Here is a 19,061-nt window from a genome sequence, read left to right on the forward strand (position 1 = left end):
GCCATGACCGAGCCTTTCGATCCCTCCCGCCGCCGTTTCGTCGCCGGCACGGCCATGGCTGGCGCGTTGCTGCCGATCCAGGCCCACGCCTGGGGCCGAAGCCGCCTCGACCATCTTCACGTCCAGTCGATGGCCTCGCTCACCGGCGACCATTTCGAACTCGCGGTCGGCGAAACCACGGTCAATTTCACCGGCCGGCCCGCACGCGCCCGCACCGTCAACGGCAGCCTGCCGGGCCCGACGCTGTATTGGCGCGAAGGCGACACTGTCGAGTTGCGCGTCCGCAATACGCTGGCCGAAGACACCTCGATCCACTGGCACGGCATCCTGCTGCCGGCCAACATGGACGGCGTGCCGGGTTTCAGCTTCCACGGCATCGCGCCCGGCGAATCCTGGCTGTACCGCTTCACGCTGCGTCAGGCCGGCACCTACTGGTACCACGCGCACTCGTCGATGCAGGAAGCGATGGGCGTCTACGGCGCCATCGTCATCGAACCGCGAGGCGGTGAGCCGGTCCACGCCGACCGCGACCACGTCATCGTGCTGTCGGACTGGAGCGACGACGACCCGCACGCCATCCAGCGCAAGCTGAAGATCATGGGCCATTACTACAACCAGAACCTGCGCACGGTCGGCGACTTCCTGCGCGATTCCGGGCGCGATGGCCTGCGTGCCGCGCTGAAGGATCGTGGCGCCTGGGGCCGGATGCGGATGAGTCCGACCGATCTGGCCGATGTGAGCGCGCCCACCTACACCTATCTCGCCAACGGCAGCACGCCCGCGGGCAACTGGACGGCGCTGTTCAAGCGTGGCGAGAAAGTCCGCCTGCGCTTCATCAACGCCTCGGCGATGACTTTTTTCGATGTGCGGATTCCCGGCCTAAAGATGACCGTGGTCGCCGCCGATGGCCAGCCGGTCGAACCGGTCACCATCGACGAATTCCGAATCGGTGTGGCGGAAACCTACGACGTCATCGTGCAACCGGACGAGCAGCCCTACACCGTCTTCGCGCAATCGATGGACCGTTCCGGCTATGCACGCGCCACGTTGTCGCCCGCCCCCGGCCTTGAAGCGCCGGTGCCTGCACTGGATGCACGCCCGCTGCTGACGATGGCCGACATGGGCCACGGCGCGATGGCGACCGGCGAAATGAGCTGCGGTGCGTCGATGCAGAAACCCGCCGCAACCGAGATGAAATGTGGCGCCGGCATGTGCGGCGCATCGATGCGCCAGGCATCGCCGCCGCCAAAGGATGCGCATGCCGGCCACGGCGGCATGGCGATGATCGCCCACCCCGCCAGCGAAAACGGCAACCCCGACGTCGACATGCAGACGATGACGCCTTCGCGCGCCCTCGACGATCCGGGCATCGGCCTGCGCGGCAACGGCCGTCGCGTGCTGACGTACGGCGACCTGAAATCCGCCTTCCCGCAACCCGATCCACGCACGCCCTGCCGCGACATCGAACTCCATCTCACCGGCAACATGGAGCGCTATGTCTGGGGCTTCGATGGCATCCCGTTCTCCAAGGCGCCGCCGATCCGCCTCAACTACGGCGAGCGCGTGCGCGTGGTGCTGGTCAACGACACCATGATGGAACACCCCATCCACCTGCACGGCATGTGGAGCGATCTGGAGAATGCCGACGGTGCGTTCCAGGTCCGCAAGCACACCGTCAGCGTGCCGCCCGGCCACGTGCGCAGTTTCCGCGTCACCGCCGATGCCTTGGGACGCTGGGCCTTCCACTGCCACATGCTTTTGCACATGGAAATGGGCATGTTCCGCGAAGTGCGGGTGGAGGCATGAGGATGCGGCTTCTCCCCTTCCCCATCGCCTGCCTGTTGACCGCGTCACCCGCATTCGCGCAGCACGCCGGGCACGATCACGGCCAGCATCCGCCGATGGCGATGCCGGCCCCGACGCCCTCGGAAGCACCGGCTAAAACCGCCCTCCCCGACTTCATCCCACCGCCTACGCCGGAAGAGATCACCGCCGCCTTCCCCGACCTGCATGGCATGGACATGTCCAGTCACATGCGCGAAGACCCGTGGCTGACGCATCTGCGCGTGGATCGGCTGGAACGCAGCCTGGGCAGCGACGCGGCCACCGGCTGGGAGATGCACGCATGGACCGGCAGGACGCGCGACCGGCTGGAATTCAAGACCGAAGGCGAGCGTGACGCCCACGGCAGTCACGGCCACATGGAACTCGCGTGGAGCCATGCCACCGGCCCGTGGTGGAACCGCACCCTCGGTGTCCGCCGCGACTTTGGCGGCGGCCTGCAACGCGACTGGCTCGGTGTCGGCGTGCACGGTCATGCGCCCTACAAGTTCGATGTCGAAGCGGCGGCATTCGTCGGCTCTTCCGGCCGCGCGATGCTCGAAGGCCATGCCGGCTACGACGTGCTGCTGACCAACCGCCTGGTGCTGCGCCCGCAAGCCGGCCTGACCGTGCATGCACGCGACGACATCGGGATGGGCATCGGACGCGGCGTGTCCGAGTTCGAAAGTGGCCTGCGCCTGCGATACGAAATCCGCCGCGAGTTCGCGCCCTACATCGGCTGGCGCTACCAGCGTGCGTTCGGCCGCACCGCCGACATCCGCGAAGCCCATGGCGATGCGCCTTCCGGCCACGAATGGGTGGCGGGCGTGCGCTTCTGGTTCTAGTGCGTGCGCCCTGCTTCGGGCAAAAAAGAAGGGCTCCGTTGCCGGAGCCCTCGAAACACTCTAAAAGTTGGCGTCCCCACGGGGATTCGAACCCCGGTCGCTACCGTGAAAGGGTAATGTCCTAGGCCTCTAGACGATGGGGACACGCTGAAACTTGTTGCCCTGAATCCCGCCGCCTTTGCGGAATTTGGTGGAGCCAGGCGGGATCGAACCGCCGACCTCCTGCATGCCATGCAGGCGCTCTCCCAGCTGAGCTATGGCCCCACGGGCTGGAAGCGCGAAATATTAGTGTCGAATCCCGGCAACGTCAACACTTTCGAAACAAAAAGTCACACGCATGTCTCGCGTGCCGGGGCCAGCGTCGCCATGCCGTGGCCCTGCCCCGCCAGGAAGTCCAGCCACTTGCCGAGGAAGGTGTTCATCTGCAACCGGTGGCTGACCAGTTCTGCGGGCGGCGGGTACATGCCGATGACGTCCTGCCAGCGCCGCCCCACGTAGCAATGCGTGGCCTCGGCCTGGCGCGCATCGCGGTACAGGCGGATGTGGGCGGAAGGATCCGGCTCGCCGGTCACCGGGTCGCGCACGTCGTAGGTCAGGCGCAGTTCGGTGGTGAACTTGTGCTGCTCGATGACCTCCAGCCGCACCACCAGACCGGAACTCGCGCACGAAACGTACTGGCCGACCGGCAACCGTCCCGGCGCGAACATCCGTTCCAGCTTGCGGTGGTTCTCGGCATACAGGCCCATCAGCCAGCCGAAGCGGCTCAGCTGGGGCAGGCGCGTGACCGGGGCCAGAACGGTGCTCATGGCCCGATCCTACAGCCTGACCGCGCGGCCGGTAAGCGCCTCAATACATCTCGCGGTTCAGGCCCAGCGATTCCAGCACGCGGCTGGATATTTCCTCGATCGACGCATGTGTCGTCGACAGCACGGGGATCTGTTCATTGCTGAAGATGATGTCCGCGGCGGCGACTTCGCGCTTGCAGGTCGCCAGTTCCGCATAGCGCGAATTGGGGCGGCGCTCCTGGCGGATCTCGTGCAGGCGATCCGGGTCGATGGTCAGCCCGAAGATCTTGTGGCGATGCGCACGCAGCTTGGGCGGCAGGCGCTCGCTTTCCAGATCCTCCTCGGTCAGCGGGTAATTCGCCGCCCGCACGCCGTGGTGCAGCGCCAGATAGACACAGGTCGGTGTCTTGCCCGCACGCGACACGCCGACCAGGATGAGATCGGCATCGGTGTAGTCCACGCGCATCCCGTCGTCGTGGGTGAGCGCGTAGTTCATCGCGTTGATGCGCTTGTGATAGCTGTCGAAATCGACGATGCCATGCGCCTTGCCCACGCGCGGCTGGCGCTGGCTGCCCAGCTCGTCTTCCAGCGGCGCGATGAAGGGCGCGAAGACATCCAGCATCAATGCCCCGCTCTCGCCGAGGATGGCGGTCAATTCGCCGTCCACGCAGGTGTTGACCACGATGGCACGCATCCCCGCCTCTTCGCCGGCCCGGCGGATGGTCTCGGCCGCCTGGCGCGCCTTGTCCGGCGTGTCGACGAAGGGAATGCGGTCGGTGTTGAACGGCTGGTGGTTGAACTGCGTCAACAGGCTGTGGCCGATGGTCTCGGCGGTGATGCCGGTGCCATCGGACACGTAGAAAACCGGGCGTTTATCGGGCATGTCGGGTTCCGGATGAAATCGCGCGCGTCGGGAAGGCTAAAATAACGCGCTGACGTCCCCGGCGTCCCCTTCCCACACTCCGGAGCCTGCCTTGAGCGCCAACATCCTCTGGCTGAAAGACCTTCGCCTGACCGACCTCGCCCAGGTGGGCGGCAAGAATTCCTCGCTCGGCGAGATGATCGGCCAACTGGCCGGCCTGGGCGTCTCGGTGCCGGGCGGCTTCGCCACCACCGCGGATGCCTTCAAGGCCTTCATCGCCCACAACGACCTGCACGCGCGCATCTACGACAAGCTCGGCACGATCGATGTCGAAGACGTCCCCGCGCTGACCAAGGCCGGCGCCGAGATCCGCGGCTGGGTGATGGATGCGCCGCTGCAGCCCGAGCTGGATGCCGACATCCGCACCGCCTACAAGCAGATGTGCGACGAGAACGGCGTCCCGGACATGGCCGTCGCCGTGCGTTCCTCCGCCACCGCCGAAGACCTGCCGGATGCGTCCTTCGCCGGCCAGCAGGAAACCTTCCTCAACGTGACCGGCGCCGATGACGTGGTGCGCAAGGTCAAGGAAGTCTTCGCCTCGCTCTACAACGACCGCGCGATCGCCTATCGCGTCCACCACGGCTTCGCCCACGAGGACGTGTTCCTCTCCGCCGGCGTGCAGCAGATGGTGCGTTCGGATGTCGGCGCGTCGGGCGTGCTGTTCACGCTGGACACCGAAAGTGGTTTCCGCGATGTCGTCTTCGTCACCTCCAGCCTCGGCCTCGGCGAAATGGTCGTGCAGGGCGCGGTGAATCCCGACGAGTTCTACGTCTACAAGCCCACGCTGAAGGCCGGCAAGCCGGCGATCCTGCGTCGCGCGCTGGGCAGCAAGCAGCTGCGCATGGTGTATTCCGATGTGCCGGGCGAACGCGTCCGCACCGAGGACACGCCGGCCGAACTGCGCAACGCCTTCTCCATCAACGATGCCGATGTGCATGAACTCGCCAAGCAGGCGCTGGTGATCGAACAGCATTACGGCCGCCCGATGGACATCGAATGGGCGAAGGACGGCATCAGCGGCAAGCTGTTCATCGTGCAGGCGCGCCCGGAAACGGTGAAGTCGCGCGCCAAGGCGACCCAGATCGAGCGCTATGCGCTGCAGCAGCGCGGCGAAGTGATCTGCGAAGGCCGTGGCGTGGGCCAGAAGATCGGCGCCGGCGTGGCCCGCGTGGTGCGTTCGCTCGAAGACATGAGCCGCGTGCAGCCCGGCGACGTGCTGGTGGCCGACATGACCGATCCCGACTGGGAACCGGTGATGAAGCGTGCCGCCGCCATCGTCACCAACCGGGGTGGCCGCACCTGCCACGCCGCGATCATCGCACGTGAGCTGGGCGTGCCCGCCGTGGTCGGCACCGGCAACGCGCTCGACACCATCCGCGATGGCGAGGAAGTCACCGTCAGCTGCGCCGAAGGCGACACCGGCTACATCTACAAGGGCGCCCTGCCCTTCGAGCGCACCACGACCGATCTCGACAACATGCCGCCGGCGCCGCTCAAGATCATGATGAACGTGGCCAACCCGGAACGCGCCTTCGACTTCGGCCAATTGCCGAACGCGGGCATCGGACTGGCGCGCCTGGAGATGATCATCGCCAGCCACATCGGCGTGCATCCCAAGGCGCTGCTCGAGTACGCGCAGCAGGACGCCGCGACCCGCGCCAAGATCGACGCGAAGATCGCCGGTTACGCATCGCCGGTCGACTTCTACGTGGACCGCCTGGCCGAGGGCATCGCCACCATCACCGCGTCGGTCGCGCCGAACCCGGTGATCGTGCGCCTGTCGGACTTCAAGTCCAACGAGTACGCCAACCTCATCGGCGGCAACCGCTACGAGCCGCACGAAGAGAACCCGATGATCGGTTTCCGTGGCGCCTCGCGCTACATCGACCCGAGCTTCGCCGAGGCGTTCGCACTGGAGTGCCGCGCGGTCAAGCGCGTGCGCGAGGACATGGGCCTCGACAACCTGTGGGTGATGATCCCGTTCGTGCGCACGCTGGACGAAGGCCGCAAGGTCATCGAGGTGCTGCGCAAGAACGGCCTGGTGCAGGGCGAGAACGGCCTGAAAGTCATCATGATGTGCGAAGTGCCTTCGAACGCGCTGCTGGCCGACGAGTTCCTCGATATCTTCGACGGCTTCTCCATCGGTTCCAACGACATGACCCAGTTGACGCTGGGCCTGGACCGCGACTCCAGCATCGTCGCCAACCTGTTCGACGAACGCGATCCGGCGGTGAAGAAGATGCTGTCGATGGCGATCGCCGCGGCCAAGAAGAAGCAGAAGTACGTCGGCATCTGCGGCCAGGGCCCGAGCGATCATCCGGACCTCGCCCAATGGTTGATGGATGAAGGCATCGAATCGGTGTCGCTCAACCCCGATACCGTGGTCGATACCTGGCTCAAGCTGGCCGGTTCCAAGGCCGGGTGAGGCCGGTCCGGCCCAAAGGAGAACGCCGGCTGGATGCCGGCGTTTTTCTTTGCGCCACCGGACCGCGGTCAGGCGGTCGCGGGCAGCCCTGCCAGCGCGCCCATGGACAGGCGGTAGTGGCGGAGCTCGTCGATGGAGTCGCGCACGTCGCTCAGCGCGGTATGCGCGCTTTCCTTGTGGAAGCCGGCCAGCACCGCCGGCGCCCAGCGCCGGGCCAGCTCCTTGATCGTGGAGACGTCGAGGTTGCGGTAGTGGAAATGGCGCTCCAGTGCCGGCATTTCCCGGTGCAGGAAGCGGCGGTCCTGGCAGATCGAGTTGCCGCACATCGGCGAGGCGCGCTCCGGCACCCATGCGCGCAGGAACTCCAGCGTGCGCGCTTCGGCCTCGGCCATCGGCACGCCCTCCTCCAGCACCCGCCGCCACAGCCCCGAACGGCCGTGCTGGTTGCGGTTCCATTCGTCCATGGCCTCCAGCGTGGCCAGCGGATGGGCGATGGCCAGCTCCGGCCCTTCCGCCAGCACGTTGAGCTGGGCGTCGGTCACGATGGTGGCGATCTCAAGAATCGAATCGGACCGGGTATCCAGGCCGGTCATCTCCAGGTCGATCCAGATCAGTCTGCTGTTGGGTGAATCCGCGCTCATGGGTGCCTGGCTGGTTGCTTGCCGGCATGATACCGGCTGGACAGCGCTGCTTCGCCGAAGCTGGCCTGGCCGGTAGCGAATCTTTCACCTGCGCCCGTTTAGGATGGCGCTTGTTTCCAGCGCCCCGTCACGGGGCGCGCGCATTTCAGGACGCCGATGACACCCGCCACCACCGCAAAAACAGCCGCAGCCGCCCCCCGTGAACTGATCAAGGAGCTCAACGGCGTCGACTGGCTCCAACTTGCAGAGACCTGGGGGCTGAAGCTGTTGGCCGCCGTCGTCATTTTCCTGGTCGGCCGCTGGTTGGCCGGGCGGCTGTCGGTCGGGCTGGACCGGGTCATGGGGCGCGCCGGCGTGGACGTCACCCTGGGCGGGTTCCTGCGCAACATCGCCTACGCGGTCATGCTGGTGCTGGTCCTGATGACCGCACTGACCGCGCTTGGCGTGCCCACCACCTCGATGTTCGCGATCCTTGGCGCAGCCGGCCTTGCGGTGGGCCTGGCGCTGAAGGATTCGCTGTCGAACATCGCCTCCGGGGTCATGCTGATCGTGCTGCGCCCGTTCCGTACCGGCGACCACGTCGTCGCCGCCGGGCAGGAAGGCACCGTGCTGGAGATCCGTGTGTTCCAGACGCGCCTGCGCGCTTTCGACCACCGGGTGATCATCCTGCCGAACAGCGAGATCACCACCGCACCGATCATCAATTTCAGCACCCTGCCGATTCGGCGCATGGACGTTACCGTAGGCGTCGGTTATGACGATGACCTGCAGAAGGCGCGCGACGTGCTGCTGCGCATCGCCGAACAGGAGCCGCTGATCGAGACGGATCCGGCACCGGCGGTGCGCGTGGTCAACCTGGGCGAGAGCAGCGTGGACCTCGTGCTGCAGGCCTTCGCCAAGAACGCCAACTATCTGGATGCGCGCAGCCGGGTCATCGAAGCCGTGCGCAACCAGTTGATCGAACAGGGCTTGAACATCCCCTACCCGCAGCGCGACCTGCACGTCTATCACAGCGATGCCAACGGCCGCCCGATCGCCGACCTGCTGCTGCGTGGCATTGCCGACGACGGCGACCTGCCGGCGAAGACACCGGCCAGCTGACACACAGACGCGCTGCGCGCGCGTTGTCGTATGCACGCCACAACGCGGGCATGATGGCCGCTCATCAGGGACACCGACATGCTGCAGAACGCTTCATCCGCCCTTGGCCACTACGCGATCCTCACCGCGATGCTGGCGCCGGCGTTCTTCCTGACCGCCACCGCCGCCTTGCTGGCCGCCGCCAATACGCGGCTTGCGCGCGTGGTCGATCGCCTGCGCAGCCTGATCGTCGCCTGGGAGCTGGATGCACCGGACCGCGCCGAGCGCGACGAGCAGATCCTGCGCCATCGCCAGCGTGCGCACCTGGTGCTGCGCGCCTGCCGCCTGCTCTACGGCGGGTTCGCCGCTTTCGTCGGTACCAGCCTGGCCTTGGCCATGGATGCCTTCCTCGGCTTCAGGCTGGGCGCGCTGCCGACCCTGCTGGCCGTGGTGGGCGTGATGTTCCTGCTGGGTTCCAGCGTGGCGATGTGGCGCGAGGTCAGCCTGGCGGTGAAGAGCTTCGATGCGGAACTGGATCAGGAGCTGGCCCGCCGCAGGATCTGAGCCGGCCTCTGCATGCCGCGAAGCCGCAGCTCAGTCCTTGCGTCGCTTGGCCCTGAAGTACTCCGTCAGCATCGGGCCAGCCAGTTCACCCAGCACCCCACCCGCCACCTCGACACGATGGTTATGCCTCGGGTCGGCCAACAGGTCGAACACGCTGCCGGCCGCGCCGGTCTTGGGATCGGTTGCGCCGTAAACGACGCGCGCCACCCGCGCATGCACCATCGCCATCGCGCACATCGCGCAGGGCTCCAGGGTCACGTAGAGCGTCGCCCCGATCAGGCGATGGTTGCCTAACACTTTGCCGGCCTGGCGCAGCGCCACGATCTCCGCGTGCGCGGATGGATCATGTTCGCTGATGTTGCGGTTCCAGCCTTCGCCGACGAGATTGCCATCGGCATCCACGACCAGCGCACCGACGGGAATTTCATCGTCCTCGTCGCGCGCGCGCGCGGCACGCGTCAGCGCCTGGTGCATCCAGTGCTGATCGCGCTCAGTCTGCGGCTCAGAATTCACCACGCCCCCTGCCTCCTCGCCCCGGCCCCGCCTACTCGGCGGGGCAATCCCGGCCCCGCCTGCCCGGCGGGGCAATGAACGGACTGCGCGGCATGCCGCGCAGTCCGTTCATTCCCACTCGATCGTCGCCGGCGGCTTTCCGCTGATGTCGTAGACCACCCGCGAGACGCCGCGCAGCTCGTTGATGATGCGGTTGCTCACCCGGCCCAGGAACTCGTACGGCAGGTGCGCCCAGTGTGCGGTCATGAAGTCGATGGTCTCCACCGCGCGCAGCGCGATGACCCATTCGTAGGCGCGGGCGTCACCGACCACGCCCACCGACTTCACCGGCAGGAACACCGCGAAAGCCTGCGAGGTCTTGTCGTAGAGATCGGCGCGACGCAGTTCGTCGATGAAGATGGCATCGGCCTGCGCCAGCAGTTCGGCGTATTCGCGCTTCACTTCGCCCAGGATGCGCACACCCAGGCCCGGACCGGGGAACGGATGGCGATAGACCATCTCGCGCGGCAGGCCGAGTTCAACACCCAGGCGGCGCACCTCGTCCTTGAACAGCTCGCGCAGCGGCTCGACTAGGCCGAGCTTCATGTCTTCGGGCAGGCCGCCCACGTTGTGGTGGCTCTTGATGACATGCGCCTTGCCGGTCTTGCTGCCGGCGGACTCGATCACGTCCGGGTAGATGGTGCCCTGCGCCAGCCAATTGGCATTGCTGAGCTTGTTCGACTCTTCGTCGAAAATATCGACGAACAGGTTGCCGATGATCTTGCGCTTGGCCTCCGGATCCTCGACGCCCCTGAGCTTGTCGAAGTAGCGATCGGCGGCATTCACGCGGACCACCTTGACGCCCATGTGCTCGGCGAACATCGCCATCACCTGGTCGCCTTCCTGCCAGCGCAGCAGGCCGGTATCGACGAACACGCAGGTCAGCTGGTCACCGATCGCGCGATGCAGCAGCGCCGCGACCACCGACGAATCCACGCCGCCCGACAGCCCCAGGATCACTTCATCCGACCCCACCTGCTCGCGGACGCGGGCGATCTGGTCTTCGATGATGTTGGCCGGCGTCCACAGCGTTTCGCAGCCGCAGATGTCGACCACGAACCGGCGCAGCAGCGCTTCGCCGCCGCGGGTATGGGTCACTTCCGGGTGGAACTGCACGCCGTAGATCTTCCTGGCGTCGTCGGCGAAGGCGGCGATGCCGAGGCGGTCGGTCTTCGCGGTCACGCTGAAACCGGGCGGCGCCTTCGACACGTGATCGCCGTGGCTCATCCAGACATTGGTGCCGTCGGGCAGCGACTTCAGCACCGACATCAGCGCATCCTCGCCCACCAGTTCCAGCTCGGCGTGGCCAAACTCGCGCTGGTTGCCGGCTTCGGTATCACCGCCCAGTTGCTTGGCCAGCGTCTGCATGCCGTAGCAGATGCCGAGGATCGGCGTGCCGGCATCGAACACCTGCGCCGGCGCGGCGGGACAACCGGCTTCGGTGGTGGACTCCGGGCCGCCACTGAGGATGATGCCCTTCGGCGCGAACGCGGCGATCTCCGCCGGGTCGTGGTCCCAGGCCCAGATTTCGCAATACACGCCGATCTCGCGGATGCGGCGGGCGATCAGCTGGGTGTACTGCGCGCCGAAATCGAGGATGAGGATCTTGTCGCTGTGGATGTCGTGGGCGCGCGTCATGGTCACGGTCAGCAGGGCTCGGTCGCGCCGGTGGCGCAGTCAATGGATTGGGTCTGGTGGCGGAACACCGCCAGCCAGGCTGCGATGATCACCGCGGCCATCAGCAGCATCAGCCACAGCGGCTTACGGCGACGGAACATGGGGATGATCAGCCGGCGCGGTAGTTCGGCGGTTCCTTGGTGATCTGCACGTCATGGACGTGCGACTCACGCTGGCCCGCGCCGGTGACTTTCACGAATTGCGGCTTCGTGCGCATCTCTTCGATGCTGGAACAGCCGCAGTAACCCATCGTCGCGCGCAGGCCGCCGGCCAGCTGGTGGACCACGCCCGACAGCGGCCCTCGATAAGGCACGCGGCCTTCGATGCCTTCCGGCACCAGCTTGTCGGCATCGGCGGTGTCCTGGAAATAGCGGTCCTTCGACCCCTTCTCCATCGCGCCCAGCGAGCCCATGCCGCGATAGCTCTTGTAGCTGCGGCCCTGGAACAGCTCGGTTTCGCCCGGGCTTTCCTCGGTGCCGGCAAACAGGCCGCCGATCATGATGGTCGATGCGCCGGCCACCAGCGCCTTGCCCAGGTCGCCGGAGTAGCGGATGCCGCCATCGGCGATCAGCGGGATGCGGTCCTGCAGCGCCTCGGCGACCATCGAGATCGCGGTGATCTGAGGCACGCCCACGCCGGCCACGACGCGGGTGGTGCAGATCGAACCCGGACCGACGCCGACCTTCACCGCATCCGCGCCCGCATCCATCAGCGCCAGCGCGGCATCGCCGGTGACGATGTTGCCGCCGATCACCTGCAGCTTCGGGTAGGTCTTCTTGGCCCAGGCCACGCGGTCGATCACGCCCTGCGAATGGCCGTGCGCGGTATCGACGATGATCACGTCCACTTCGGCGGCCACCAGCGCCTCGATGCGCTGCTCGGTGTCGCCACCCACGCCGACCGCCGCGCCGACCAGCAACTGCTCGTCGGTGTCGTAGGCGGCGTTGGGGTTGTCGCGCTTCTTCTGGATGTCCTTGACGGTGATGAGCCCGCGCAGCGCGAAATCATCATTCACCACCAGCACCTTCTCGATGCGATGGCGGTGCAGCTTTTCCAGCACCTCGTCGTCGCTGGCCCCTTCCTTCACCGTGATCAGCTTTTCCTTGCGGGTCATGATGTTGTAGATCGGGTCGTCCAGCTTCTTCTCGAAGCGCATGTCGCGGCCGGTGACGATGCCGACCAGCTGGCCCTGCGCGTCGACCACCGGCACGCCGCTGATGTTGCGGGCGCGGGTGAGCTTGAGCACTTCGCCGATGGTCGCCTCGGGGGTGACCGTGAACGGCTCCCGGATGATGCCGGATTCGAAATTCTTGACCCGCGCCACGCTGGCCGCCTGGTCCTGCCAGCTCATGTTCTTGTGCAGGATGCCGATGCCGCCCAGTTGCGCCATGGCGATGGCGAGGCGGGCGTCGGTCACCGTGTCCATCGCCGCCGAAACGATCGGCAGCTTCAGCGTGAGGCTGTTGGTGAGGCGGGAGGCGAGCGAGACGTCCTTGGGCAGGACGCTGGAATGCGCGGGGACGAGCGAGACGTCGTCGTAGGTGAGCGCTTCGGCCAGGATGCGGAGCATGCGGGATCCGGGGTCTGGGAAGCGCGACATTCTACCGCGTTTCCCGCCCGCGCCGCTAACGCGCCAGTGGCTGCTGCTCGGGGCCGGCCGGCTCGCGGCCGCTTTCCTGCAACTCCACGGCCTCCAGCGTGTTGCGCATCAGGGTGGCGACGGTCATCGGCCCCACCCCGCCCGGCACCGGCGTGATCCACGCGGCGCGTTCGGCGGCAGCATCAAACCCGATATCGCCGACCAGCCGGCCGTCGTCGGTGCGGTTGATGCCGACATCGATCACCACCGCGCCCGGCTTCACCCATTCGCCCGGCACCAGCGCCGGCTTGCCGACCGCGACGACCAATATGTCCGCGTTGCGCACCGAGGCTTCCAGCACCTCCGGTGGGGTGAAACGGTGGCAGCAGGTCACCGTGCAGCCGGCGATCAGCAGCTCCATCGCCATCGGCCGGCCGACGTGGTTGGACACCCCGACGATCGTCGCGTTGGCGCCGCGGATCGGTTCGCCGGTCTGTTTCAGCAGGTGGACGATGCCGCGCGGCGTACAGGGGCGCAGGCCGAACTGGCGCAGCGCCAGGTGGCCGACATTCATCGGGTGGAAGCCATCGACATCCTTCTTCGGGTCGATGCGTTCGATCAGCCGCGAGGCGTCGGGAATGCCGGGCAGCGGCAGCTGCACCAGGATGCCGTGGACGGCCGGATCGGCATTGAGCCGGTCGATGAGGTCGAGCAGCTCGGCTTCGGTCGTCGTCGCCAGGTTGTGGTCGATGGTCTGGATGCCGACGATGCCGGCGGCGCGGCGCTTGTTGCGCACGTAGGACTGCGAGGCCGGATCATCGCCCACCAGCACCACGGCCAGCCCCGGGCGCGGCTTGCCGGCGGCGACCCGGGCATCCACCTCGGCCTTCATCGCGTGCAGGGCTTCATCGGCGATGCGTTTGCCGTCGAGGATGCGGGCGTGGGTCATGCGATGCGGGCCTGGCTGCGCGGGGTCGCCATTATCGCCGCGAAACCGGGCATGCTGTCGCGGGCGTTCAAAGGAATGGATTTTGAAGACGATTCTGGGCGTCGCGCTGCTTGCGGCAAGCCTGCTGGCGCTGGTACTGGCCGGCTTTTACTTCGGCCAACGCCGGCTGGTCTATTTCCCCGACATGACGCGGGGCGATGCCGATGTCGCCAGCAATTTCGACATCCTCCGCCCCGATGGCGTCCACCTTCGCGGCTGGGAAGACCGTCCCGGGAAACCACGCGCCCTGCTCTACTTCGGCGGCAACGCGGAAACCCTGCAATCCGCCCGCGCCCAGCTGGCCGGATGCTGCGCGGGCTGGACCCGCTACGTCGTGCCCTATCGCGGCTACGGCGGCAGCGACGGCGAGCCCGCCCGCGACGCCATGCTCGCCGACGCACTGGCGCTCTACGACGAGGTGGCGAAGCGGCATCCCGGGCAACCCGTCGCGGTGGTCGGGCGCAGTCTCGGCAGCGGCGTCGCGGCATGGGTGGCGAGCCAACGCCCCGTCGCGAAACTGGTGCTGGTCACGCCGTTCGACTCGCTGGGCAAGGTGGCGAAGGTGCATTACCCGTGGCTGCCGGTGGGCCTGTTACTGCGCGAGCGTTACGACAGCGCCGACTGGCTGCGCGGACGCCGCGAACCCACGCTGGTCCTGCGTGCCAGCGAGGACCGCGTGGTGCCGGCGGCGAATACCGATGAATTGCTGGCCGCGCTGCCACCCACCACACAGGTGGTGGCGATCGAAGGCAGCCACGATTCCCTGTCCACGTCGCCGGCCTATGGCCAGGCGCTTGCCGCCTTCCTGCGCTAGTCGCGGCTGCCGCAGGCCGGGCAGTCCGGATCCGGGCGCACGCGGGTCTCGCGGAACCGCATCGCCAGCGCATCGAACTGCAGCAACCTGCCGGTCAACGGCTCGCCGAAGCCGAGCAGCAGCTTGAGCGCTTCGGTGGCCTGCACCAGCCCGATGATGCCCGGCACCACGCCCAGCACACCGGCCTCGGCGCAGTTGGGCGCATCCTCCGGCGCTTCGGGGAACAGGCAGCGGTAGCACGGCGCTTCGCCACGACGACGCCCGGCATCGAACACACTCGCCTGCCCGTGGAAACGCTGCACCGCGCCGTACACCAGCGACTTGCCGAGCCGCAGGCAGGCGTCGTTGAGCACGTGGCGCACCGGGAAGTTGTCGGCGCCGTCGATCACCACATCGGCATCAGCGATGAGCGCATCGACATTGCCTGCATCCACCCGCAAGTTGATGCTCTCGATGTCGATGGTCGGATTGAGCGCCAGCAGCCGTTCGCGGGCGGAATCCACTTTCGCGGCCGAGTCCACGCCGGCATCGACATCCACCACCTGCCGCTGCAGGTTGCTGCGGTCGACGATGTCGTCATCCACCAGCCGCAGATGGCCGATGCCCGCCGCCGCCAGATACAACGATGACGGCGCACCCAGCCCGCCCGCGCCGATGATCACGATGCGTGACCGGCTCAACACCCGCTGGCCTTCGATGCCGATCTCCGGCAGGCGCATCTGCCGCGAATAGCGTTCGAGGAAATCGGCGTCTTCGCGGGCGGCGATCATCGGCAGGCCGGCATCGCGCCAGGCTTCGGTGCCGCCTTCGACGCTGGCGATGGTGTCGAAACCCTGCCCCGCCATCACCTCCGCCGTCGCCTTCGAACGCAGGCCGCGCTGGCAGAGCAGCAGGATCTCGGCATCGCGCGGCAAAACGGAAGCGGCATCTTCCAGCAACAGGTCCTGCCCGATCGCCTCGGCACCTTCGGCCATGCCGCTGGCGCGTTCGGTCTCGTTGCGGATGTCGATGAGCCGCGCACCGGCTTCGCGTCGCGCGCGCGCTTCGGCCGGGGTCAGCAGCCGCACGCCCATGGATCAGTTCTTGCGCTTGACGTGGCGGATCAGCCGGCGCTTCTTGGCCACCTGCCGCTCGCTCAGCACGTTCTTCTTGTCCTTGTACGGGTTCTCGCCTTCCTTGAAGACGAAACGCACCGGCGTGCCGATCAGCTTGAAGCGCTTGCGGAAGAAGTTCTCCAGATAGCGCTTGTAGCTCTCCTGCAGCGTGCGCAGGCGCGTGCCGTGGATGATGAAGGTCGGCGGGTTGCTGCCGCCCGGGTGGGCGAAACGCAGCTTGGGCACATGGCCGCGCACGACCGCCGGCGGATGCGTTTCGTAGGCGATTTCGATGGCGAGGTTGACCTCGCTGGTGCCGAATTCGCGGGTCGCCGAGCCGTGCGCGCGGTGGATCGCGCGGAACAGCTCACGCAGGCCGGAGCCGTGCAGCGCCGAGATGCGCACCGCTTCCGCCCAGTCGACGAAGGCGAGTTTGCGCGACAACAGGTCTTCGGCCTGCTGGCGGGTGTAGTCGGACAGGCCGTCCCATTTGTTGATGGCGACGACCAGCGCGCGGCCGGCGTCGAGGATGGCGCCGAGCACGGTGGCGTCCTGGTCGGTCACGCCTTCGGTGGCGTCGAGCATCAGCACGGCGACCTGGCATTCCTCGATCGCCTGCAGGGTCTTGACCGCGGAGAACTTCTCGACCGCCTCGTCCACGCGCGACTTGCGGCGCAGGCCGGCGGTGTCGATCAGGCGGTACTTGCGGCCGTCGCGTTCGATGTCGATGGCGATGGAGTCGCGGGTCGTGCCCGGCACGTCGGAGGCGATCATCCGCTCCTCGCCGAGGATGCGGTTCACCAGCGTCGATTTGCCGACGTTGGGGCGACCGATGAAGGCGATGCGGACGCGCTCCGGGTCGGTGTCGAGGCTTTCGCCGCTGCCGGCTTCGGGCAGGCGCGGATAGACCTCGTCCAGCAGGTCGTCGATGCCCGAACGGTGCGAAGCGGCGGTCGGCACCACATCCTCGAAACCGTAGCGGGCGAACTCGCCCACCGACTGGCGGATGTCCAGGCCATCGACCTTGTTGACCACCAGCAGCACCGGGCGGCCGGATTTGCGCAGCCAGCGCAGGATTTCGTCATCCAGCGCGGACGGGCCTTCACGGCCATCGACCACGAACAGGACGAGGTCGGCTTCTTCCGCCGCGGCGCGGGCCTGGCGCGCGGTGGCGCCAGCCAGACCTTCCTCGTTGCCGGCGATGCCGCCGGTATCGACCAGCACGAACGGCTGGTCCTCGCGGAGGCGGCAGACGCCGTAGTGGCGGTCACGGGTGACGCCGGGCTGGTCGTGGACCAGGGCGTCACGGCTGCGCGTCAGCGCATTGAACAGCGTGGACTTGCCGACATTGGGCCGCCCTACCAGCGCAACGGTCGGCAACATCGGATTACTGGCCCACGCGGTAGGCGCTCAGGTTGCCGTCGGTGTCCTGCGCGAGCAGGAGGCCGTCCGCCACCACCGGCTGGGCACGCAGCGGCTTGCGCGAGACACGCACCCGCGCGCTCATATGGCCGTCGTCCAGCGAGAACCAGTGCAGGTAACCGTCGTAGTCACCGGCCACCACGTGGTTGCCGATGATGGCCGGCGCGGTCAGCGCGCGACGCGGATAGGAAGGCTGCTTCCACATCGGCGCACCCGAGGTCGCATCCAGCGCCCAGACCACGTCATGCGCGTCGGTCACGGCGAGGCGGCTGCCGTTGAAGCCGATGCCACCCACGCCGCCCTGCCCCTGCTGCACCCAGAGCGGGCGGCCGGTCGGCGCGTCGATCGCCATGGTCTGCGGCTTGTAGCTGCTGACGTAGAGCGTGCTGCCTTCGAGCAGCGGTGCGCCATCGACATCATTCATGCGATCCAGCTCGCTACGGCCTTCCGGCTGGGCGACGGTCATGTCCCACAGCTCGCTGCCGTCGGCGGCGGACAGCGCGACGATCTTGCCGTTGTCGTTGCCGACGAAGAGGTAACCCGGGCCCAGCGTCAGGCCGGCATTGCCGCGCACCGTCAGCGCAGGCATGTCGGCGCGCCAGCTCCAGCGCTTCTCGCCGTTGTTGGCGTCGAAGGCGGTGACGCGGCCATCGTTGGAACGCACGAAGACCATGCCGCCACCGATGGCCGGCGCGGCGATGACTTCGTTCAACAGATTGGCTTTCCACTTCTCGGCGCCGGTCGAGGCGTCCAGCGCGACGACATCGCCATCCAGACCACCCACCGCGACGATGCCCTGGCCGACGCCCGGGCCACCGGCAAAGCGGCCGCCCTTGTCACCCGACCACGTCCACACGGCCTGGCCGCTCTGCAGGTCGAGCGCACGCACCGTGTTGCCGCCACCCGCCGCATACACGCGGCCTTCGGAAACCACCGGACGCTGGCCGACGCCGATACGGCCATCGCCGCCGCCGAGGTTCGCCGTCCAGACGCGGTCGATGCGTGCGTCCGGGGTGAATTCGACCAGCGCGGCAGGCTTGGTTTCCGCCCCCTTCTTGCCGCCGAACCAGCCCTTGAGCGTGGTGCAGCCGCCGAGGACGGCGACGCAGGCGACGAGGCCGAGAACACGGATGGCGGAACGGTTGGATGTCATTCGGTTTTCCTTGTGGGGGCGCGAAGGGACGCGTGTGCGGGATCAGGAAGCGGACTGGCCGCCGACATCGGCGAGCTTGAGTTCCACAACTTGACGCTCCGGTGAACCTTCTTCCAGCGTGCGCAGCGCCTGGCGGTAGCTCTGCTGCGCTTCGGTCGTCTTGCCGAGCTTGGCCTGCGCGTCGCCCAGCACTTCAAGCGAGCCGGCATCGACCGACTTGCCCAGCAGCTGCACGGCATCGGCGGGCTTGCCGGTGGCGACCAGCAATTCGGCGGTGCGCTGGCGCAGCACCAGCGCGAGCGCCGGGTCGGTGGACTTGGCGGCCTGCAAGGTGGCGAGCGCGGCGGCTTCCTGGCCGGCATCGACCTGCACCTTGGCGAGTTCAAGCGCGGCGACGGCCGAATAAGGCGTGCCGGCCAACTTGGATTTGGCGAGCTTGGCGGCGCCGTCCGGGCTGCTGGCCAGGGCCTGCTCGAACTGGTCGTAGTCGCCGGCCACGGCCTGCGCCTTGCTGCCCTGCTGGCCCTGCCACCAGTGCCAGCCGTAGATCAATGCGAGACCCAGCGCGATGCCGCCGATCAGGCCGCTGGCGTTGCGCTGCAACCACGAGCGGACCATTTCGCCCTGCTCGTGTTCGTTCAGAAGTTCATCCATGGAAACGGATACCCGGACCGCGTCGGGCGCGGTGTCTAAGCTTCA

18 protein-coding genes and 2 tRNA genes are annotated in these 19,061 nt (G+C 67.3%); 6 read left to right on the forward strand and 14 right to left on the reverse strand.

What is annotated here, in order from left to right; genetic code table 11:
• The first annotated feature begins 3 nt into the window (after window positions 1–3).
• Both DCD74_RS04230 and DCD74_RS04235 read left to right on the forward strand, forming a co-directional pair.
• Entirely contained in the window at window positions 4–1,806 is a 1,803-nt protein-coding gene (locus DCD74_RS04230; protein WP_112926224.1) for a copper resistance system multicopper oxidase, read from the forward strand.
• A 2-nt stretch (window positions 1,807–1,808) separates the two neighbouring features.
• Window positions 1,809–2,666 (forward strand): copper resistance protein B, encoded by an 858-nt coding sequence (locus DCD74_RS04235; RefSeq protein ID WP_162615893.1) that lies wholly within the window; start codon window positions 1,809–1,811, stop codon window positions 2,664–2,666.
• Between the two features lie 68 nt (window positions 2,667–2,734).
• On the opposite strand, the gene DCD74_RS04240 is transcribed toward DCD74_RS04235, so the two are convergent.
• From DCD74_RS04240 to ppsR, 4 genes are all read right to left on the reverse strand, one after another.
• Window positions 2,735–2,810: transfer RNA gene (locus DCD74_RS04240), tRNA-Glu, on the reverse strand.
• Between the two features lie 44 nt (window positions 2,811–2,854).
• Window positions 2,855–2,930 (reverse strand) — tRNA-Ala (locus DCD74_RS04245).
• A gap of 65 nt (window positions 2,931–2,995) precedes the next feature.
• Window positions 2,996–3,472: a DUF1249 domain-containing protein gene (locus tag DCD74_RS04250; RefSeq protein WP_112926226.1), complete on the reverse strand. Its 477-nt coding sequence runs from the start codon at window positions 3,470–3,472 to the stop codon at window positions 2,996–2,998.
• 40 nt (window positions 3,473–3,512) lie between these two features.
• The gene (ppsR, locus tag DCD74_RS04255) at window positions 3,513–4,334 is read right to left on the reverse strand and encodes a posphoenolpyruvate synthetase regulatory kinase/phosphorylase PpsR (protein ID WP_112926227.1); all 822 of its coding nucleotides are present in this window, start codon (window positions 4,332–4,334) and stop codon (window positions 3,513–3,515) included.
• A 91-nt stretch (window positions 4,335–4,425) separates the two neighbouring features.
• On the opposite strand from ppsR, the gene ppsA reads away from it, so the two are divergent.
• The gene (ppsA, locus tag DCD74_RS04260) at window positions 4,426–6,798 is read left to right on the forward strand and encodes a phosphoenolpyruvate synthase (RefSeq protein ID WP_112926228.1); all 2,373 of its coding nucleotides are present in this window, start codon (window positions 4,426–4,428) and stop codon (window positions 6,796–6,798) included.
• Window positions 6,799–6,866: 68 nt separating this feature from the next.
• Here the strand turns inward: ppsA and orn are convergent, their stop codons facing one another.
• Complete coding sequence (gene orn / locus DCD74_RS04265; protein ID WP_112926229.1) at window positions 6,867–7,439, reverse strand: oligoribonuclease; 573 nt, start codon at window positions 7,437–7,439, stop codon at window positions 6,867–6,869.
• 156 nt (window positions 7,440–7,595) lie between these two features.
• On the opposite strand from orn, the gene DCD74_RS04270 reads away from it, so the two are divergent.
• Window positions 7,596–8,540: a mechanosensitive ion channel family protein gene (locus DCD74_RS04270; protein ID WP_112926230.1), complete on the forward strand. Its 945-nt coding sequence runs from the start codon at window positions 7,596–7,598 to the stop codon at window positions 8,538–8,540.
• Window positions 8,541–8,618: 78 nt separating this feature from the next.
• Entirely contained in the window at window positions 8,619–9,083 is a 465-nt protein-coding gene (locus DCD74_RS04275; protein WP_237049649.1) for a DUF2721 domain-containing protein, read from the forward strand.
• A gap of 30 nt (window positions 9,084–9,113) precedes the next feature.
• Here the strand turns inward: DCD74_RS04275 and tadA are convergent, their stop codons facing one another.
• The 5 genes from tadA to folD all read right to left on the reverse strand — a co-directional run bounded on the left by tadA (window position 9,114) and on the right by folD (window position 13,840).
• Complete coding sequence (tadA, locus tag DCD74_RS04280) at window positions 9,114–9,557, reverse strand: tRNA adenosine(34) deaminase TadA (RefSeq protein ID WP_112926231.1); 444 nt, start codon at window positions 9,555–9,557, stop codon at window positions 9,114–9,116.
• A 147-nt stretch (window positions 9,558–9,704) separates the two neighbouring features.
• Window positions 9,705–11,273 (reverse strand): glutamine-hydrolyzing GMP synthase, encoded by a 1,569-nt coding sequence (guaA, locus tag DCD74_RS04285; RefSeq protein WP_112927653.1) that lies wholly within the window; start codon window positions 11,271–11,273, stop codon window positions 9,705–9,707.
• Window positions 11,274–11,281: 8 nt separating this feature from the next.
• The gene (locus DCD74_RS13085; RefSeq protein WP_257791649.1) at window positions 11,282–11,413 is read right to left on the reverse strand and encodes a hypothetical protein; all 132 of its coding nucleotides are present in this window, start codon (window positions 11,411–11,413) and stop codon (window positions 11,282–11,284) included.
• A gap of 8 nt (window positions 11,414–11,421) precedes the next feature.
• Window positions 11,422–12,882: an IMP dehydrogenase gene (gene guaB, locus DCD74_RS04290; protein WP_112926232.1), complete on the reverse strand. Its 1,461-nt coding sequence runs from the start codon at window positions 12,880–12,882 to the stop codon at window positions 11,422–11,424.
• A gap of 55 nt (window positions 12,883–12,937) precedes the next feature.
• Entirely contained in the window at window positions 12,938–13,840 is a 903-nt protein-coding gene (gene folD / locus DCD74_RS04295) for a bifunctional methylenetetrahydrofolate dehydrogenase/methenyltetrahydrofolate cyclohydrolase FolD (RefSeq protein WP_112926233.1), read from the reverse strand.
• 82 nt (window positions 13,841–13,922) lie between these two features.
• Here folD and DCD74_RS04300 point away from each other — a divergent pair, with 82 nt between their 5' ends.
• On the forward strand, window positions 13,923–14,693 hold the full coding sequence (locus DCD74_RS04300) for an alpha/beta hydrolase (protein ID WP_237049650.1): 771 nt from the start codon (window positions 13,923–13,925) through the stop codon (window positions 14,691–14,693).
• Here the strand turns inward: DCD74_RS04300 and moeB are convergent.
• From moeB to DCD74_RS04320, 4 genes are read right to left on the reverse strand one after another with little or no spacing between them, the layout of a single operon-like run.
• Window positions 14,690–15,766 carry a molybdopterin-synthase adenylyltransferase MoeB gene (gene moeB, locus DCD74_RS04305; protein ID WP_112926234.1) on the reverse strand — a complete coding sequence of 359 codons (1,077 nt, stop codon included), beginning with the start codon at window positions 15,764–15,766 and terminating at the stop codon, window positions 14,690–14,692. The two genes, DCD74_RS04300 and moeB, sit on opposite strands and share 4 nt — an antisense overlap.
• A 3-nt stretch (window positions 15,767–15,769) precedes the next feature.
• A complete protein-coding gene (der, locus tag DCD74_RS04310; protein ID WP_112926235.1) occupies window positions 15,770–17,170 on the reverse strand; it encodes a ribosome biogenesis GTPase Der in 1,401 nt (466 codons plus the stop codon).
• A gap of 4 nt (window positions 17,171–17,174) precedes the next feature.
• A complete protein-coding gene (gene bamB / locus DCD74_RS04315) occupies window positions 17,175–18,362 on the reverse strand; it encodes an outer membrane protein assembly factor BamB (RefSeq protein WP_112926236.1) in 1,188 nt (395 codons plus the stop codon).
• A gap of 42 nt (window positions 18,363–18,404) precedes the next feature.
• Window positions 18,405–19,016: a YfgM family protein gene (locus DCD74_RS04320; RefSeq protein ID WP_112926237.1), complete on the reverse strand. Its 612-nt coding sequence runs from the start codon at window positions 19,014–19,016 to the stop codon at window positions 18,405–18,407.
• Window positions 19,017–19,061: the final 45 nt, after the last annotated feature.

The organism is Lysobacter oculi (assembly GCF_003293695.1).
Classification (GTDB): Bacteria; Pseudomonadota; Gammaproteobacteria; order Xanthomonadales; family Xanthomonadaceae; genus Solilutibacter; species Solilutibacter oculi.

Bases quoted from the DNA above. Each gene is read 5' to 3' on its own strand.
- guaA (WP_112927653.1), bottom strand. From the start codon at position 11,273: ATGACGCGCGCCCACGACATCCACAGCGACAAGATCCTCATCCTCGAT.
- DCD74_RS04320 (WP_112926237.1), bottom strand. From the start codon at position 19,016: ATGGATGAACTTCTGAACGAACACGAGCAGGGCGAAATGGTCCGCTCG.
- moeB (WP_112926234.1), bottom strand. From the start codon at position 15,766: ATGGGCGTGCGGCTGCTGACCCCGGCCGAAGCGCGCGCGCGACGCGAA.
- folD (WP_112926233.1), bottom strand. From the start codon at position 13,840: ATGACCCACGCCCGCATCCTCGACGGCAAACGCATCGCCGATGAAGCC.
- bamB (WP_112926236.1), bottom strand. From the start codon at position 18,362: ATGACATCCAACCGTTCCGCCATCCGTGTTCTCGGCCTCGTCGCCTGC.
- guaB (WP_112926232.1), bottom strand. From the start codon at position 12,882: ATGCTCCGCATCCTGGCCGAAGCGCTCACCTACGACGACGTCTCGCTC.
- DCD74_RS13085 (WP_257791649.1), bottom strand. From the start codon at position 11,413: ATGTTCCGTCGCCGTAAGCCGCTGTGGCTGATGCTGCTGATGGCCGCG.
- ppsR (WP_112926227.1), bottom strand. From the start codon at position 4,334: ATGCCCGATAAACGCCCGGTTTTCTACGTGTCCGATGGCACCGGCATC.
- orn (WP_112926229.1), bottom strand. From the start codon at position 7,439: ATGAGCGCGGATTCACCCAACAGCAGACTGATCTGGATCGACCTGGAG.
- der (WP_112926235.1), bottom strand. From the start codon at position 17,170: ATGTTGCCGACCGTTGCGCTGGTAGGGCGGCCCAATGTCGGCAAGTCC.
- DCD74_RS04250 (WP_112926226.1), bottom strand. From the start codon at position 3,472: ATGAGCACCGTTCTGGCCCCGGTCACGCGCCTGCCCCAGCTGAGCCGC.
- DCD74_RS04230 (WP_112926224.1), top strand. From the start codon at position 4: ATGACCGAGCCTTTCGATCCCTCCCGCCGCCGTTTCGTCGCCGGCACG.
- DCD74_RS04270 (WP_112926230.1), top strand. From the start codon at position 7,596: ATGACACCCGCCACCACCGCAAAAACAGCCGCAGCCGCCCCCCGTGAA.
- DCD74_RS04275 (WP_237049649.1), top strand. From the start codon at position 8,619: ATGCTGCAGAACGCTTCATCCGCCCTTGGCCACTACGCGATCCTCACC.
- DCD74_RS04235 (WP_162615893.1), top strand. From the start codon at position 1,809: ATGCGGCTTCTCCCCTTCCCCATCGCCTGCCTGTTGACCGCGTCACCC.
- tadA (WP_112926231.1), bottom strand. From the start codon at position 9,557: ATGCACCAGGCGCTGACGCGTGCCGCGCGCGCGCGCGACGAGGACGAT.